A 15,718-nucleotide genomic window follows, 5' to 3' on the forward strand; every position below is an offset into this window, starting at 1 on the left:
CAAGGGAAACCGCCGCGCATTTCGTTACAAATCGGTAATCTGATTAAACGACCGGGCTTTTTCTGATGATCCTCCCGCGCGAAGCTTTGCGATTCGGCGGTGAAATCCGGCTTGGCGATGGACCTTTTTTGCCGTCCGGGCTATGCATTCCAGCATGAAAAAAGACGATCACCTTTTCCTTATCGACGGTTCCGGCTTCATCTTCCGGGCCTTCCATGCCCTGCCGCCGCTGACGCGCAAGTCTGACGGGCTGCCGGTCGGCGCCGTGTCCGGTTTCTGCAACATGCTGTGGAAGCTGCTCACCTCGGCGCGCGACACATCGGTTGGCGTGACGCCGACCCATCTCGCGGTGATCTTCGATTATTCCTCGCAGACCTTCCGCAAGGAAATCTATCCAGAATACAAGGCTCATCGGCCGCCGCCGCCGGAGGATCTGGTGCCGCAGTTCTCGCTCATCCGCGAGGCGACGCGGGCCTTCAACCTGCCCTCAATCGAGATCGAGGGCTATGAGGCCGACGACATCATCGCCACCTATGCGAAGATGGCGGTGGAGGCCGGCGGCGACGCCACCATCATATCCTCCGACAAGGATCTGATGCAGCTCGTTGGCCCGAAGGTGCATATGTATGACGGCATGAAGGACCGGCAGATCGGCGTGCCGGAAGTGATCGAGAAATGGGGCGTGCCGCCGGAGAAGATGATCGACCTGCAGGCGCTCACCGGTGATTCGGTCGACAATGTTCCGGGCGTTCCGGGCATCGGCCCGAAGACGGCCGCGACCCTGCTGGAGGAATTCGGCGATCTCGACAACCTTCTGGAAAATGCCGAGACGATCAAGCAGAAGAAGCGCCGGGAAAACATCATCGCCAACAGGGAGCTCGTGCTGGTCTCGCGCAAGCTGGTGACGCTGAAGCGCGATTGTCCTGTGGAGCTGCCGCTTGACGCGCTGGTGCTGGAAGAACAGGACGGGCCGAAGCTCGTTTCCTTCCTCAAGGCCATGGAGTTCAACTCGCTGACGCGGCGCGTCGCCGAGGCGACGGGCGCTGAAGCCGCGGAAATCGAACCGGTCTCCGTCACTGTGGAGTGGGGCGAGAAGGCCCACGGGCCGGATCTCGATCCGGGCGAGGCTGCTTCCAGGGAAGACGAAAAGCCTGCGCCGGACAGCGGAGCCTCCGGGCCGGCTGCGCTCGCCGCCGCCCGTGCCGCCCGCTTTGCCGCGGTCCCGATCGATCGCTCCTCCTACGAGACGATCCGCGATCCCGAAACGCTTGAAGGCTGGATTGCAGCCGCGCGCGAAAAAGGGCTCTGCGCCTTCGACACCGAAACCACCTCGCTTGACGCCATGCAGGCCGAACTGGTCGGTTTTTCGCTGGCGCTTCATGACGAGGACGAGCCGGATGCCGGCAAGGCCGTGCGCGCGGCCTATGTGCCGCTCGCCCACAAGGCCGGCCAGGACGATCTTCTGGGCGGGGGGCTTGCCGATGGCCAGATCGATTTCGATACGGCGCTGGCGGCGCTCAAGGGCCTGCTTGAGGACGAGGGCGTGCTGAAGATCGCCCAGAACCTCAAATATGACTATCTGGTGATGCTGCGCCATGGCATCACGGTGAGGAATTTCGACGACACCATGCTGATCTCCTACGCGCTCGATTCCGGCATGGGCGCGCATGGCATGGACGCGCTTTCGGAACGCTGGCTCGGTCACCAGCCGATCCCCTACAAGGAGGTCGCAGGTTCCGGGCGCAATATGGTGACCTTCGATCATGTGGAGATCGACAGGGCGACGGCCTATGCGGCCGAAGATGCCGATGTGACGCTGAGGCTCTGGCTTGTGCTGAAGCCCCGCCTCGCCGCCGAACATGTCGCGACCGTCTATGAGCGGCTGGAACGTCCGCTTCTGCCGGTGCTCTCGCGCATGGAAGAGCGCGGCATCTCCGTCGACCGGCAGATCCTCTCCCGGCTTTCGGGCGAACTGGCGCAAAAGGCAGCTGGCCTTGAAGAGGAGATCTACGAGCTGGCCGGCGAAAAATTCAATATCGGCTCGCCCAAGCAGCTTGGCGATATTCTCTTCGGCAAGATGGGGCTTCCCGGCGGCAAGAAGACCAAGTCGGGACAATGGTCGACCGCCGTTCAGGTGCTCGATGATCTCGCCGCCCAGGGCATTCCGCTGCCAAGCCGGATTGTCGACTGGCGGCAGATGACCAAGCTGAAATCGACCTATACGGATGCGCTGCCGGGCTATATCCACCCTCAGACCAGGCGCGTCCACACCTCCTATTCGCTGGCCGCGACCACGACCGGAAGGCTCGCCTCATCGGAGCCGAACCTGCAGAATATTCCGGTGAGAACGGCGGAAGGCCGCAAGATTCGAACCGCCTTCATCGCCAATCCGGGCCACAAGCTGCTGTCCGCCGATTACAGCCAGATCGAATTGCGCGTGCTTGCCCATGTGGCGGATATCGCGCAGCTGAAGCAGGCCTTTGCCGATGGCATCGACATTCACGCGATGACGGCGTCGGAAATGTTCGGCGTGCCGGTGGAGGGCATGCCGGGCGAAGTGCGCCGGCGGGCGAAAGCCATCAATTTCGGCATCATCTACGGCATTTCCGCCTTCGGCCTCGCCAACCAGCTCGGCATCGAGCGCTCGGAGGCCAGCGATTACATCAAGCGCTATTTCGAGCGCTTCCCCGGCATCAACGACTATATGGAAGAAACCAAGGCCCAGGCGCGCGACAAGGGCTATGTCGAGACGATCTTTGGCCGGCGCATTCATTACCCCGAAATCAAGTCGTCGAACCATCAGGTCCGCAGCTTCAACGAACGCGCCGCCATCAATGCGCCGATCCAGGGCTCGGCCGCCGATGTGATCCGCCGCGCGATGATCCGCATCGAGCCGGAACTTGCCGCTGCAGGGCTTGGCGACAAGGCGAAGATGCTGCTGCAGGTGCATGACGAACTGATCTTCGAGGTCGAGGATGGGGCGGTCGATGAGGCGACAAGGCTGATCGTCGACGTCATGGAAAATGCCGCGATGCCGGCCGTTTCCATGGCCGTGCCGCTCAAGGTCGATGCCCGCGCCGCGCATAACTGGGACGAGGCGCATTGAGTGCGCGGACCAGGCTCGTTTATGGAAAAGGATATCAGATGAACCCGGCGCTGGCCGCCTATGGCGCTCTTGGAATTGCGATCGTCTGCGAGGTGATCGGTTCGACGCTTCTGCAGAAATCCTACGGCTTCACCCGTCTTCTGCCGACGATCGGCGTGGCGGTGTTCTACCTCATCGCCTTCTTTTGCCTGTCGCAGGCGCTGAAGACGATCCCGCTCGGCGTGGCTTATGCCATCTGGGCCGGTCTCGGCATCGTGCTGACGGCCGCCGTCAGCGTGCTCGTCCTGCGCCAGAATCTCGATATCGCCGCCTGGGTCGGGATCGCGATGATTGTCGGCGGCGTGGTGGTGATGAACCTCTTCTCAAACGCCGCCGGACACTGAAGCTTCAGGCGAGACTGTCCCGGATCACCCGCACCAGCATTTCGCCGGCCTCGGCGAGTGCGCCTGAATTGTCGATGTTGACGACATCGAAATCGCCATGGACGTCCATGGTCGATCGGGCGAGGCGTTCGAGGATTTCCTCACGGCTCTCGCGTCCGCGCGCCTGAAGGCGTTCGGCCCGGATTTCCGGCCTTGCGGTGACATTGACCACGGTCATCGCGGCAAAGACCTTGTCAAACAGCGATAGCGCCGGGCGTGAACCATTGGCAATGGCGACGCCGCCTGACTCCACAAAGGCGCGATGCTCGGCGGGGATACCGTATTCCAGTCCGTGAGCCGCCCAGGTCACGGCAAAGCCGCCGGCGTCCCGTGCGGCGGCAAAGGCTTCCGGCGTCATCGAGGCATGGTCTTCCGTCGCGCCATCGCAGGGGCGTGTGATGACCCGGCGGACGAAGCGAACATTCGGGTGGCCGGAAAAGGCGGTTTTCGCGTAGCCGATCAGGCTGTCCTTGCCTGCGCCGCTCGGGCCGACGACGACGATGATCCTGCCGGTCGTGCCCATGCGTCAGGCCACGCGCTTTCCCGCCCGCAGGACGGCGCGCACGACCGGCACGTCCCCGGTGGGCCGGACGCGGACGAGATCGGCGCGCAGGCCCGGCGCGATGCGGCCGCGATCGTCAAGGCCGGCGGCTTTCGCCGGCGTTGCCGTCACCATGGCAATGGCCCGGGGCAGCGAGACCCCGGCTTCCTCGTCGCCGGCAAGGATGAAGGGCGCGTGTAACAGGCTGAAGGGCACGTAATCCGACGACAGCACGTCGAGCACGCCGGCTGCCGCCAGGTCGCGCGCGGCGATGTTGCCGGAATGGGACTTGCCGCGCACGACGTTCGGTCCTCCCATCAGCACCGAGAGCCCGGCTGCGTGCGAGGCCTTCGCCGCTTCGAAGCTTGTCGGAAATTCCGCGATCCGCACGCCAAGCCCAATGGCTTCTTGAACATGTGCTACCGTCGCATCATCATGGCTGGCGATCGAGATGCCGTTCTTCGAACAGTGATCGGCAATCATCCTGCGATGCTTATCGGCATAGGCCTCGGAGGCGGCCTGCCGGCGGGCGATGAAGCGCTCGAAGGCGTCGTCGTCAAGATCGCGCTTGGGCTTGTAATAGCGCCGGTACTGCTGGATGTCGGCAAACTGCCGCTGACCCGGCGCGTGGTCCATCATCGAGGCCAGGCGCACATGCGGCTCTTTCTCGAAGGTGGCGAAATGCTCCATGACATTGGCGGCGGAGACCTCGCATCGCAAGTGCAGGAAGTGCTGCGCCTTGAGCCGGTCTTCCCGTTCGGCGCCGATGATCGCGTCCGCCATGGCGCGCATCTCGCCCGCCTCGAAACCGTCGGTGTCGTCGGAGCCCATGCGCAGGCAATCGAAGACGGTTGTGATGCCCGAGGCCGCGACCTGCGCGTCATGCGCCTGGATCGCGGCGGTCTTGTTCCAGCGCACCCCGGGACGCGGCGCATAATGGCCTTCCAGGTGGTCGGTATGGAGCTCGACGAGACCGGGGATCAGAAGGTCGCCGCCGAAATCCTCCCCGGCGCCGACATTGCCTTCGGAAATCTCGGCGATCTCTCCGTCGCGGATCACAAGCGTGCCGTCGACAACCCTGTCCTCAAGCACGATCCGGGCATTGGTGAAAACGGTTTCGGTGCTCATGCCTCTTGCTCGCTCACGCCGGAGAGCGGCTGCCACCGCCTGATGGTGAAGGGCGCGCCGCGCCGCTCCTCGACAAACAGGCCGAGACCGCCGATCTCGAGCGGCTTGCCGGTATAGGGACCGAAATAATCCTGGACCGCCGTTTCGATCACATGCGTATCGGTGCCGGTCACCGGGCCTGTCAACGTCATGTGAAAACGGAATTCGTCGAAGACGTAAGGATAGCCCCAGCGGATCATGTTGTCGCGCTGGGCCTCGGTCAGCGTCTCGGGCTTGCGCCGCGCGATCTCGTCATTCAGAAGCGGCGCGCGCATCGGCTCGAAATGCTCGACGACATCGGCGGCAAAGGCCTGCAGCTCTGCGTATTCGCTGGCCGGCATGAGGGCGTAGAACTTGCCGAGCTGTCCGAGCGTGATTTCGGGAATGGTAACCGGCCTGCGGTTGCGGCAGAACACGTCGAAGGTCGCCTCAAGCGCCGACGGCGAGATGTTTTCCGCCAGGCGAAATGGCGCCTTCATGGTCGCGTGAAAGCCGTAGCGGGCGGCAGCCGCCGTCACCGCGCTCATGCGTCCGGCAGGAAGCGCGATATTGTCGGGGTAGGGGCGTTCCTCGCCCGAAAAAGCGTCATAGCCCAGCCAGCGGCTGGCGGCGACGGTCAGCGGATCGTCTGCGGGGGGCGTGAAATAAATGGCGTATCGCAAACCGATTTCCTCGGACAAGACCTTGAGTATGAAGTCGAACGTGACGGGATTCGCCAGCCTTTGCAAGCCGGACGAACCCTCAAAGCAATGAATGCCAAAGGCGGGCAGGATGTTCCGTCTTCGGCAATTTACCATCTTATCTCGGTTCGCTGTCGGCCGCATAGCGCCGGAGCCGTTGCTCAAGCGTGCCGGTATGAAGCTCGAAAAGGTGGTTGTCGTCATCGTGGAAATAGAGCGACCGGCCTTCGCCTTCAACGCGCGGGCGCGGCGGAAGGAGATCGAGGCCGAGCTTGTCAATGCGTGCGCGATAGCGGTCGAAGTCCTCCTCGGCAATCTTGAAGGCGATGTGATTGTAGCTGCGCGCGGGAAGGGGATCGCCTTTCATGATCGCCACCCATATATCGCCGATCAGGAAGAATTTCTCCTCGGAGAGCGAGAAGGTGTGGTCGCCGCTCGCATAGACTTGCTTCGCATCGAAGACGCCTTCCAGAATGCGGCTCATGCGTTCAAGGTCGGAGACGATGAATGTCATGTGTGAAAGGCCTTCAATCATCGGCATTCCCCTTTTTTGTTGCGTGCCAGCCATTCCTGAAAAACAAAAAGGGCGATCCGAAGACCGCCCTCAAATTCCGCCGGAGATGGGCCCTGCTCAGTGCGCGCCGGACATGTCGCCGAGGACTTTCTTGTCCGCGACGGTGGAATCGGCGTTGAGCGTGTAGACCATCGGCACGCCGGTGGCGAGGTTGAGCTTCAGGATCTCCTCCTGGCTCAGGCGGTCGAGCACCATGACGAGGGCGCGCAGCGAGTTGCCGTGGGCGGCGACCAGCACCTTTTCTCCGCGCAAAACGCGCGGCAGGATTTCCTGCATGTAATAGGGCCACACGCGCGCGCCGGTGTCCTTCAGGCTCTCGCCGCCGGGCGGGGGCACGTCATAGGACCGGCGCCAGATATGGACCTGTTCCTCGCCCCATTTCTCGCGGGCGTCATCCTTGTTGAGACCGGCGAGATCGCCATAGTCGCGCTCGTTCAGCGCCTGATCCCGGATTGTTTCGAGATCGGCCTGGCCGACCTCGTCGAGGACCAGTTTGCAGGTGTGCTGGGCGCGCGTCAGGGCCGAGGTGAAGGCGATATCGAACTTCATGCCCGCTTCGGCGAGCGCCTTGCCGCCGGCGGTGGCTTCCTTGATGCCGAGCTCGGTCAGGTCCGGGTCCTTCCAGCCGGTGAAAAGGTTCTTCAGGTTCCATTCGCTTTGGCCGTGACGCACGAGAACCAGTGTTCCGCTCATGACAGTCTTCCTTCGTCAGATCTTGGGTTAATGTGTTTTCGAAAGCCCGAGCACGTCGAGCATGGAATATAGCCCTGGTTTTTGGTCCGCGCCCCAAAGGGCCGCCTGAACCGCGCCGCGGGCGAAGATCGAACGATCGGTTGCCTTGTGGGAGAGGCTGACCGTTTCGCCTTCGCCGGCCAGAAGAACGGAGTGCTCGCCGACCACGGAACCGCCGCGCAGCGTGGCAAAACCGATCGTGCCTTCCGCGCGCGGGCCGGTATGCCCGTCGCGCACCTTCACGGCATTCTCCTTCAGCGAAATGCCGCGACCTTCGGCCGCCGCCTCGCCCAGAAGAAGGGCCGTGCCGGACGGCGCGTCGACCTTGTGACGGTGATGCATCTCGAGAACCTCGATATCCCAGCCCTTTGCCGAAAGCGCTGCGGCTGCCTGCTTGACCAGTTCGCCAAGCAGGTTGACGCCCAGAGACATGTTTCCGGACTTGACGATACGGGCATGGCGGGCGGCCGCCTTGATCTGGGTCTCGTCATCCTCCGAAAACCCGGTCGTGCCGATCACATGGACGATGCGCGCCTGTGCCGCGAGCCCGGCATATTCGACCGATGCAGCGGGAACGGTGAAATCGAGCACGCCCTCGGCATCGACAAAGGCCTTCAGCGGATCGTCGGTTACCGGCACGCCGAGCGCGCCGACGCCTGCCAGTTCTCCGGCGTCCTTGCCGAGCGCGGGGCTTTCCGGACGGTCGACGGCGGCGTGAAGGACCGCGCCCTCGGTTTCGCTGATCACACGGATGAGGGTCTGTCCCATCCGTCCGCTGGCGCCCACGACGACGAGTTTCATTGCCGGACTGGTCATGCTTCTTCCTGATATTGCTTCAGATCTGTTTGCGCCGCGCTGAACGCGCGGCGAAGTCAGTGAGACCTTATTGGAAGCGCTCGCGGATGAAAAGAGCATGGCGCATCGGTTGTCGCTGATGCGCCAGGCAAAGGTCCCTAGATGTATTTCAGGAAGGAAAGGTCCGCGTTCCCGCAATCGGTCGAGCGGCTCACGCTCTCCCATGTTTCCGCTTCCTTCCGGCGGCCCTCTTCGGCCTTTTTCAGCAGCTCCACCGCGTCGCTTCCCAGGAGAAGGTGTTCGGGAACGTCGCTCCGCTCCGCAAGATCGAGAATGATGCCGGCGATCTTGTCGGGGTCGCCGATCTCGTTGCCGACGACCTGTTCGAGAGCCGCCTTCATTGCGCCCATGGCAGGGGCATAGTCTTCCATCAGCCCGGGCGCATCGCCGCGAGCGATCTGGCCCCATTCGGTCCGCATGCCGCCGGGTTCGACCGAAACCGCCCTGATGCCGAGATGACGGGTTTCCTTGGCGATGATCTCTGAAAAGCCGCTGACGGCCCATTTCGCCGATTGATAGGCGGCCATGCCCGGCCCGGTCATGCGTCCGCCGACCGACGAGATGTTGATGATGTGACCGGACCGCTGGAGCCGCATCACGGGAAGGACGGCGCGGGTCATGTTGACCACGCCGAAGAAATTGGTCTCGACCTGGGCCCGGAAATGGTCCGGATCGGTCTGTTCGAAGGGCGCGAAATGGCCGAAACCGGCGTTGTTGACCAGGACGTCGAGCCGGCCGAACGTATCGGCGGCAAAATCGACCGCGGCCTGGGCTGCCGTCGGGTCGGCCACGTCGAGCGCGAAGGTCGCGACGCGATCGCCGAATTCCGCGCGGAGCGGCGTGAGCCGGTCCGGATTGCGTGCGGTGGCGACAAGCCGGTCGCCGGCTTCCAGCACGGCTCTTGCGATGTGAAGCCCGAGGCCACGGGCGCTACCGGTGATAAGCCAGACTTTGGACATTGTACTTCTCCTGTTAAATAAGTGATTAGGCACTCATTATTCTTGACGATGTTTCGGGCGTTCCGTCCCGATTGGGTTCCGGCAAGGCCGGAGGCTTGGCCGACCTCGGTCGGGTTCATACGTCGCTGTCGCCAACGGCGTAATGGCGGATGGTTTCGGGCGCAGGAAGCGGCCTCTATCGGCGATGCCGTTACTGGCCGGTCTCTGCAAGAGCGGCGATGCCGGACCAGAATATGGCGAAACCGCGCTGCTTCAGGATTTCGCTCTGCCGCGGTTCGTCGGCAATGGCGTCGAAGGTCGCCTCGGCGATTGCGTTCATGATCAGGCCCGCATAGCGAAAACTGACGCCTTCCCCTGCCTGCCGGGCGAGGGCGCGGGCAATAAGCGCCGTCGCTTCATCGAAAAGGCGCTCGCCTTGGACACGCACATGATCGGGCACCTGGCTGGAGATCTTGAGACGTTTGAGCGTGCGCCACTGACGCGGATTGGCGGAACCCCAGTCGATCAGCCGGTTCCAGAAATGTTGCATGTCCTCGCGTCCGCCGTCGCCGGGGAGCGGTTCGTTCAGCAGGGCGCCCGCAAGAGCCCCCTCGATCTCCAGAAGCAGGGCGCCGAGCAGTTCCTCCTTGGTGGCGAAATAGGTAAAGACCGTACCCTCGGCCACGCCGGCCTTCCTGGCGATCTTGGCCGTGGACGCGCCTGTGCCTCTTGTCGCGACAAGCTCCGTCGCGGCGTCGAGGATAGCTGTTCGTTTTTCTTCGCTGGCGGGACGGGCCATGGCAATTCCGAATATTGATTGAGTAGTCACTCATTAATATGGAAAGCACGGCTCTTTCCGCAAGAGGCCTATCCTGAAAAAAAATGTGCGAGGGTTCGGCCTGTCAAACCGGAAGCACGCGTTCGATCCGTCGCCGGATCTGTCCGGAGGATTGCCGTCCGACCGGTCGGAGCGTGGAACGGCGCTGCGCTTCCCCCCGGATGCGCTCAGTCTCGCCAGCGGCGGCCAGCAAGCGCGAGGCCGAAGCGCAGCGGCGTGCGGGCGTAGGTTGCAAGGCCTGCAAGCGCTGCAAGCGGATGGGTGACGACATAGGTCGGGATCGCCTGCATCAGCGCGTTGTGCGGCGCCTTGTCCTCGAAGGCGGCGCGGAATTCCGGCTTTTTCAGCGCTGGCAGGATTTTCTGCGAAATGCCGCCGGCAAGATAAACGCCGCCGCGCGCCATGAACACCATTGCCATGTCGCCGGCAATGCGTCCGAGATAGGTGGCAAACAGCGACAGCGTCTCGACAGCCTGCGGGTCGGAGCCGTCGAGGCCGGCATGGCTGACATCCTTGGGTTCATAGGGCTTGGCCTCGATGCCGTCGGCGGCGCAGATGGCGTTATAGAGGTTGACCATGCCGCGTCCGCACAGGATCTGCTCGGCGGCCACCCGGCCCTCGATGGTCTTGATGTGCGGGAAAATCTGGTAATCGCGCTCCGTGCGCGGGCCGACATCGATGTGACCGCCTTCGCCGGGAACCGGAATCCACCGTTCCTCGGCATGGACGAGACCGGCAACGCCGAGGCCGGTTCCCGGACCGAGCACGACGCGCGAGGCGACCATCGTGTCCGGTCGCGGCGCGATCGGCTCGCGGAACTCGTCGGGCATGTTGGCGATCGCCAGCGCCTGGGCCTCGAAGTCGTTGATGATCACCACATCCTCGAGCCCGAGCGCGCTGATCATGTCCTTCGGCTTGATCACCCAGTCGCAATTGGTCAGCGGAATTTCATCGCCGCGAATGGGCCCGGCGACGGCCAGGATGGCGCTGCGCGGCTGCAGCGCGGTCTTGTCCATCACGCCTGCCTGTATGGCCGCGTCGACGGTCGGGAAGTCGGCCGTGTGCACGATCGGGAACTCGCGCGGCTCGGCATAGGCGTCAACCAGCAGCGAGAACCGCGCATTGGTGCCGCCGATATCGCCGATCAGGATGGGAAAGGAGAGAGGGTCCGAGGTGCTGAGGGTTTTAGCCATGATGTTTCCGCGTTCCGCCCTGTCCCGGGCTTTCTGTCAATATCTGGCGCAGTCTGTGCATCCAGTTTGGCGATTTTGCAACCGCATCCGTCAAATCGGAAGGGCAATCGCGAGCTGTCGGCGCGTTTTCTGCAATCTGGTCATCGAAGCGCGGACGGCCCGTCGTACATACAACAACTCAAAGCGCTTTGAAAGGCGTTGCCGATGGGCAGGCAACGCCGTTTGTTGCCGCAACCGCCGTCATCCCGCCGGGCGCGGTTGCGGAACCGGTCCGATCTCCGGCCAGGGCGCCAACGGCGGCAGCGGGATGTTCGGCGTGAGGGCGGCGGCCGGCAGGGGCGAGGGAGCAGGCGCTTCCAGTACGCCGGCGCAGGCCGCCGGCAGGTCGGAGAGAATGGTGTAGGCGGGCCGCGTCGGCTTCGGCGCCGGTTGTTCCGGCTTCTTTGCCGGCGGGGCGGGTTCCGCCGGCGCCCAGGGTTCGTCGGAAAGCCACCAGTCCAGATGATCGCCGCATCCGTCGTCCTTCATGTCGACGGCGTTTTGCGCCTTGCACTCGGGCGAGCCGTCGCGGCAGAACAGGCGGATGTGGAAGTGGTAGTGATGGCCGTAATAGGGCCGCACCTTGGCCAGATTCGAGCGGTCGCCGGTCCAGCCGTCGCAGATTGCCTTCTTGATGCCCGGGTGGACGAAGATGCGCTGGACTTCCGGATAGCTTGCCGCCCGCATGATCAGCCGGGCGTGGGCGGGCGTGAACTTTTCAGGATCGACGAACAGCGTTCCGTCGTTCTTCAGGACCGATTCGGCGGAAATGTCTTCTCGCTCGCGCAGGCTGAGACGCCTGTCGGGCATCGGGTTCAGCCAGATATCGGCGTCGAGCCCGACCTGATGGGAGGCGTGGCCCGACAGCATCGGCCCGCCGCGCGGCTGCGAGATGTCGCCGACCAGAAGCCCGGGCCAGCCGTCATATTGAGCGGCATCGCTTGCCAGCCTTTCAATCAGCGCGATCGTGTCGGGATGGCCGAATCGGCGGTTGCGCGAAAGCCGCATCGCCTGCCAGTTCGGCCCGTCGATCGGCAGCGCCTCGGCCCCGGCGATGCAGCCTTTCGTGTAAAAACCGAAGGATTGCGGCGGACCGGCGCTCGGCGCGGTTTCGGAGGCGAACAGGATTTTCGCAGGCGGCGGAAAATCCTGGGCCGCGGCCAAAGGGGCCGACGCCGCAAGCGCCAGGGCGGCGGCAAATGCCTTCATCCAATGCATCATGAGCTCCCTCAAGCCGGCGTTTGGCGCTTTCCCGGCGTGCCCTGCGACCTGCCCCGTTGCCGCCTTACGAAAACGACACTTGTGCACCCGGGTCGATATTTGCTTATTCTTGTCGCGATAACGAGAAAAGCAAGAACGGAAAAGGCTGAAACCATGTGGAAAACGATCTCGGTTGCTGCCTGGGTTATCGCAGGCGCGTCCGGCCTGGCGCCGGCGGCATTTTCTCAGGAAAGCGGCGGTGAATGGCAACATGCCTCGGCGTTGACCGGAACGCCGAAATACCGTCCGGATTTCTCCCATTTCGATTATGTCAATCCGGATGCGCCGAAGGGCGGCGAACTCAAATACTATGCCACCGGCACCTTTGATTCGCTCAATCCCATACCCTATGGCGGCTCGAAAGCCGCCGGCCTCAGCCTTGTCTTCGAGACCCTGATGACGCCGGCTGAAGATGAGATCGATGCCCAATACGGCCTGCTCGCCGAGGGTTTCCGCGTTCCGGAGGATCTTTCCTTCGTCACCTACAGGCTCAATCCCGAGGCCCGTTTTTCCGATGGGGAGCCGGTGACGGCCGAGGACGTGGTGTTTTCCTTCGAACGGCTGAAGGAACTCAATGCGATGTATGCCAATTACTACCGCCACGTGGTCAGCGCGGAAGTGACGGGCGAGCGCGAGGTGACCTTCAGCTTCGACGAAACGGGAAACCGGGAACTGCCGCAGATCGTCGGACAGCTGATGGTGCTGCCGAAACACTGGTTCGAGGACGGCCGCGACGTTTCCGCAAGCACGCTCGACAAGATCGTCGGATCCGGGCCCTACGAGATCGCGGAGGTCAATCCCGGCTCCTCGATCACCTATCGTCTTCGGGACGATTACTGGGGCCGGGACCTGCCGGTCAATGTCGGCCGCAACAATTTCGGTTCCGTGAACTTTCTCTATTTCGCCGATCTCGATGTCGCCTTCGAGGCGTTTCGCGCCGGCACCTTCGATTTCTGGGTGGAGACGCGGGCCAAGCGCTGGGCGACGGGCTATAATTTCCCGGCGGTCAAGGACGGCCAGGTCAAGCGCGAGGCGGTGCCCAATCCCCTGCGCAAGACCGGCATCATGCAGGCGCTGGTGCCCAACAACCGCCGCGCGCCCTTTGATGACGAGAGGGTGCGCGAGGCGCTGATCTACGCCTTCGATTTCGAGACCATCAACAAGAATCAGTTGAGCGATGCCTATTCGCGCAATAACAGTTACTGGTTCGGAACCGATCTCGCCTCTTCCGGCCTGCCGCAGGGCGAAGAGCTTCAGATTCTGGAGAGCGTGCGCGATCTGGTGCCGCCGGAAGTGTTCAATACCGCCAGCAAGCTGCCCGTCGGCGGCACGGAGGCCGAATCGCGGGCCAATCTGCAGAAGGCCTTCCAGCTTTTGAAAGAGGCCGGTTTCGAGCGCCGCGGCAGCCAGATGGTCAATGCCGAGACCGGCGAGCCGTTCTCCTTCGAGATCCTGCTCGACAATCCTTCGCTTCAGGTCGTCGTGCTCCCCTATGTCGAGAACCTGCGCAAACTCGGCATCGATGCATCCGTCCGCGTGGTCGACACATCTCAGTACCAGAACCGGGTCAATGATTTCGACTATGACATGATCTGGGAATTATGGGCTCAGTCCCTGAGCCCCGGCAACGAGCAGTTCAATTACTGGGGGTCACGCTCCGTGGATCAGCCGGGTTCGGAAAACTATGCCGGTGTTTCGGACCCCGGCGTCGACGCGCTGATCGGGAAGATCGTGTTCGCCGATGACCGGGATACGCTGGTGGCCGCCACCAAGGCGCTCGACCGCGTTCTTCTGGCCCATGATTTCGTCATCCCGCTTTATTATTCCAAGGACTACCGCATCGCCTACTGGAACACGATCGCGCATCCCGGTTTTCCCGAATACGGCCTTGATTTCCCGGCCGCCTGGTGGTCGACGGAGGCTAAATGAGGGTGCAGTTTGGTGGCGTGATCGGGCGGCGTGAACAGCGGCTTCGTAGGCGGCGACGTAGAGACGGGACCCCGAATTCGAGGTGGCGGTTCACCCCCCTCTGTCGCTTTCGCGACATCTCCCCCTCAAGGGGGGAGATTGCTGGAGGGAAGGATCTTCGCATCGAGATCGTTTTGTCTTGGGGAGTGGCCGGTTCTATCTACGTGGAGCCTTCGATTGCGCATCCACCTAGCCTCACACCGATCTCCCCCCTTGAGGGGGAGATGCCCGGCAGGGCAGAGAGGGGTGAAACCCTTCGGCTGGCACAGAACGCGCGGTCATGCCCGCCCGCCCGGAGCGTGTCGTAATGGGCTCCTATATCCTTCGCCGCCTGCTGCTGATGATCCCGACGCTGGTCGGCATCATGACGATTTCCTTCATCATCGTGCAGTTTGCCCCCGGCGGCCCGGTGGAACAGGTGATCGCGGAGCTGAACGGCCAGGGCGGCGGCGCGGAAAGCCGCATCTCCGGCGGTTCGGACGCCGGCATGGCGATGGACGGGTTCGACAGCGCCTCGTCATCGAACTACCGTGGCGCCCAGGGGCTCGATCCGGAACTGATCGCCGATCTTGAGGCCCAGTTCGGCTTCGACAAGCCGCCTCTGACGCGCTTTCTCTTGATGATGCGCGACTATCTGACCTTCGATTTCGGCGACAGCTTCTTCCGCAATTCTTCCGTCATCGACCTCATCATCGACAAGCTGCCGGTGTCGATCTCGCTGGGCATATGGGTCTTGCTGCTGTCTTACGGCGTCTCCATTCCGCTCGGCATCCGCAAGGCGGTGAGGGACGGTTCGCGTTTCGACGTCTGGACCTCGGGCATCATCGTCATCGGCTTTGCCGTTCCGGGCTTCCTGCTCGGCATCCTGCTGATCATCCTGTTTGCCGGCGGCTCCTTTTTCGACTGGTTTCCGCTGCGCGGCCTCGTCTCGGATAATTTCTCCGAACTGCCCTGGTGGCAGAAGCCGATCGACTATTTCTGGCACCTGACCCTGCCGCTGATCGCGCTTTCGGTCTCCTCCTTCGCCACGACGACGCTTCTGACGAAGAATTCCTTCATCGACGAGATCGGCAAGCAATATGTGATCACCGCCCGCGCCAAGGGGCTTTCGGAGAGAAAGGTGCTCTACGGCCACGTGTTCCGCAACGCGATGCTGATCGTGATTGCCGGCTTTCCCGGTTCGTTCATCCTCGCCTTTTTCACAGGTTCGCTTCTGATCGAGAATGTGTTCTCGCTCGACGGGCTCGGCCGCCTCGGCTATCTCTCGCTGGTCAATCGGGACTATCCGGTGGTCTTTGCCACGCTCTACATTTTCTCACTTCTCGGGCTGTTCATCGGCCTTGTTTCAGACCTGATCTACACCTGGATCGATCCGCGCATCGACTTCGAAAAGAGGGATGTGTGA

14 protein-coding genes are annotated in these 15,718 nt (G+C 62.8%); 4 read left to right on the forward strand and 10 right to left on the reverse strand.

Annotated features, from left to right (window positions below):
• Positions 1–154: 154 nt before the first annotated feature.
• Both polA and AZF01_RS00010 read left to right on the forward strand, forming a co-directional pair.
• Positions 155–3,106 (forward strand): DNA polymerase I, encoded by a 2,952-nt coding sequence (gene polA / locus AZF01_RS00005; RefSeq protein WP_024708386.1) that lies wholly within the window; start codon positions 155–157, stop codon positions 3,104–3,106.
• A 38-nt stretch (positions 3,107–3,144) separates the two neighbouring features.
• The gene (locus AZF01_RS00010) at positions 3,145–3,489 is read left to right on the forward strand and encodes a multidrug efflux SMR transporter (protein WP_024708387.1); all 345 of its coding nucleotides are present in this window, start codon (positions 3,145–3,147) and stop codon (positions 3,487–3,489) included.
• Positions 3,490–3,493: 4 nt separating this feature from the next.
• On the opposite strand, the gene phnN is transcribed toward AZF01_RS00010, so the two are convergent.
• From phnN to mepA, 10 genes are all read right to left on the reverse strand, one after another.
• On the reverse strand, positions 3,494–4,051 hold the full coding sequence (phnN, locus tag AZF01_RS00015; protein ID WP_036237223.1) for a phosphonate metabolism protein/1,5-bisphosphokinase (PRPP-forming) PhnN: 558 nt from the start codon (positions 4,049–4,051) through the stop codon (positions 3,494–3,496).
• A gap of 3 nt (positions 4,052–4,054) precedes the next feature.
• The gene (locus AZF01_RS00020) at positions 4,055–5,197 is read right to left on the reverse strand and encodes an alpha-D-ribose 1-methylphosphonate 5-triphosphate diphosphatase (RefSeq protein ID WP_024708389.1); all 1,143 of its coding nucleotides are present in this window, start codon (positions 5,195–5,197) and stop codon (positions 4,055–4,057) included.
• Entirely contained in the window at positions 5,194–5,898 is a 705-nt protein-coding gene (locus AZF01_RS00025) for a DUF1045 domain-containing protein (protein WP_024708390.1), read from the reverse strand. The genes AZF01_RS00020 and AZF01_RS00025 overlap by 4 nt, the downstream gene beginning before the upstream one ends.
• 136 nt (positions 5,899–6,034) lie before the next feature.
• On the reverse strand, positions 6,035–6,451 hold the full coding sequence (gene fosX, locus AZF01_RS00030) for a FosX/FosE/FosI family fosfomycin resistance hydrolase (RefSeq protein WP_024708391.1): 417 nt from the start codon (positions 6,449–6,451) through the stop codon (positions 6,035–6,037).
• A 96-nt stretch (positions 6,452–6,547) separates the two neighbouring features.
• On the reverse strand, positions 6,548–7,183 hold the full coding sequence (locus AZF01_RS00035; RefSeq protein WP_024708392.1) for a 2,3-bisphosphoglycerate-dependent phosphoglycerate mutase: 636 nt from the start codon (positions 7,181–7,183) through the stop codon (positions 6,548–6,550).
• A gap of 27 nt (positions 7,184–7,210) precedes the next feature.
• The gene (gene dapB, locus AZF01_RS00040) at positions 7,211–8,038 is read right to left on the reverse strand and encodes a 4-hydroxy-tetrahydrodipicolinate reductase (protein ID WP_024708393.1); all 828 of its coding nucleotides are present in this window, start codon (positions 8,036–8,038) and stop codon (positions 7,211–7,213) included.
• A 137-nt stretch (positions 8,039–8,175) separates the two neighbouring features.
• Positions 8,176–9,036, reverse strand: coding sequence for an SDR family NAD(P)-dependent oxidoreductase (locus AZF01_RS00045; protein ID WP_024708394.1), 861 nt, complete (start codon positions 9,034–9,036; stop codon positions 8,176–8,178).
• A gap of 190 nt (positions 9,037–9,226) precedes the next feature.
• Positions 9,227–9,814 (reverse strand): TetR/AcrR family transcriptional regulator, encoded by a 588-nt coding sequence (locus AZF01_RS00050; RefSeq protein WP_024708395.1) that lies wholly within the window; start codon positions 9,812–9,814, stop codon positions 9,227–9,229.
• 206 nt (positions 9,815–10,020) lie between these two features.
• Positions 10,021–11,046, reverse strand: coding sequence for a glucokinase (locus tag AZF01_RS00055; RefSeq protein ID WP_024708396.1), 1,026 nt, complete (start codon positions 11,044–11,046; stop codon positions 10,021–10,023).
• A gap of 240 nt (positions 11,047–11,286) precedes the next feature.
• Positions 11,287–12,303, reverse strand: coding sequence for a penicillin-insensitive murein endopeptidase (gene mepA, locus AZF01_RS00060; RefSeq protein WP_024708397.1), 1,017 nt, complete (start codon positions 12,301–12,303; stop codon positions 11,287–11,289).
• 156 nt (positions 12,304–12,459) lie between these two features.
• Here mepA and AZF01_RS00065 point away from each other — a divergent pair, with 156 nt between their 5' ends.
• Positions 12,460–14,274, forward strand: a complete 1,815-nt coding sequence (locus AZF01_RS00065) for an extracellular solute-binding protein (RefSeq protein ID WP_024708398.1) — start codon at positions 12,460–12,462, stop codon at positions 14,272–14,274.
• A 346-nt stretch (positions 14,275–14,620) separates the two neighbouring features.
• The gene (locus tag AZF01_RS00070) at positions 14,621–15,718 is read left to right on the forward strand and encodes a microcin C ABC transporter permease YejB (RefSeq protein ID WP_024708399.1); all 1,098 of its coding nucleotides are present in this window, start codon (positions 14,621–14,623) and stop codon (positions 15,716–15,718) included.

The organism is Martelella sp. AD-3 (genome assembly GCF_001578105.1).
Taxonomy (GTDB): domain Bacteria; phylum Pseudomonadota; class Alphaproteobacteria; order Rhizobiales; family Rhizobiaceae; genus Martelella.

Excerpts from the sequence above, each read along its gene's own strand:
- polA (WP_024708386.1), top strand. The coding sequence starts at position 155 with ATGAAAAAAGACGATCACCTTTTCCTTATCGACGGTTCCGGCTTCATC.
- AZF01_RS00010 (WP_024708387.1), top strand. The coding sequence starts at position 3,145 with ATGAACCCGGCGCTGGCCGCCTATGGCGCTCTTGGAATTGCGATCGTC.
- phnN (WP_036237223.1), bottom strand. The coding sequence starts at position 4,051 with ATGGGCACGACCGGCAGGATCATCGTCGTCGTCGGCCCGAGCGGCGCA.
- AZF01_RS00020 (WP_024708389.1), bottom strand. The coding sequence starts at position 5,197 with ATGAGCACCGAAACCGTTTTCACCAATGCCCGGATCGTGCTTGAGGAC.
- fosX (WP_024708391.1), bottom strand. The coding sequence starts at position 6,451 with ATGATTGAAGGCCTTTCACACATGACATTCATCGTCTCCGACCTTGAA.
- AZF01_RS00035 (WP_024708392.1), bottom strand. The coding sequence starts at position 7,183 with ATGAGCGGAACACTGGTTCTCGTGCGTCACGGCCAAAGCGAATGGAAC.
- dapB (WP_024708393.1), bottom strand. The coding sequence starts at position 8,038 with ATGACCAGTCCGGCAATGAAACTCGTCGTCGTGGGCGCCAGCGGACGG.
- AZF01_RS00045 (WP_024708394.1), bottom strand. The coding sequence starts at position 9,036 with ATGTCCAAAGTCTGGCTTATCACCGGTAGCGCCCGTGGCCTCGGGCTT.
- AZF01_RS00050 (WP_024708395.1), bottom strand. The coding sequence starts at position 9,814 with ATGGCCCGTCCCGCCAGCGAAGAAAAACGAACAGCTATCCTCGACGCC.
- AZF01_RS00055 (WP_024708396.1), bottom strand. The coding sequence starts at position 11,046 with ATGGCTAAAACCCTCAGCACCTCGGACCCTCTCTCCTTTCCCATCCTG.
- mepA (WP_024708397.1), bottom strand. The coding sequence starts at position 12,303 with ATGCATTGGATGAAGGCATTTGCCGCCGCCCTGGCGCTTGCGGCGTCG.
- AZF01_RS00065 (WP_024708398.1), top strand. The coding sequence starts at position 12,460 with ATGTGGAAAACGATCTCGGTTGCTGCCTGGGTTATCGCAGGCGCGTCC.
- AZF01_RS00070 (WP_024708399.1), top strand. The coding sequence starts at position 14,621 with ATGGGCTCCTATATCCTTCGCCGCCTGCTGCTGATGATCCCGACGCTG.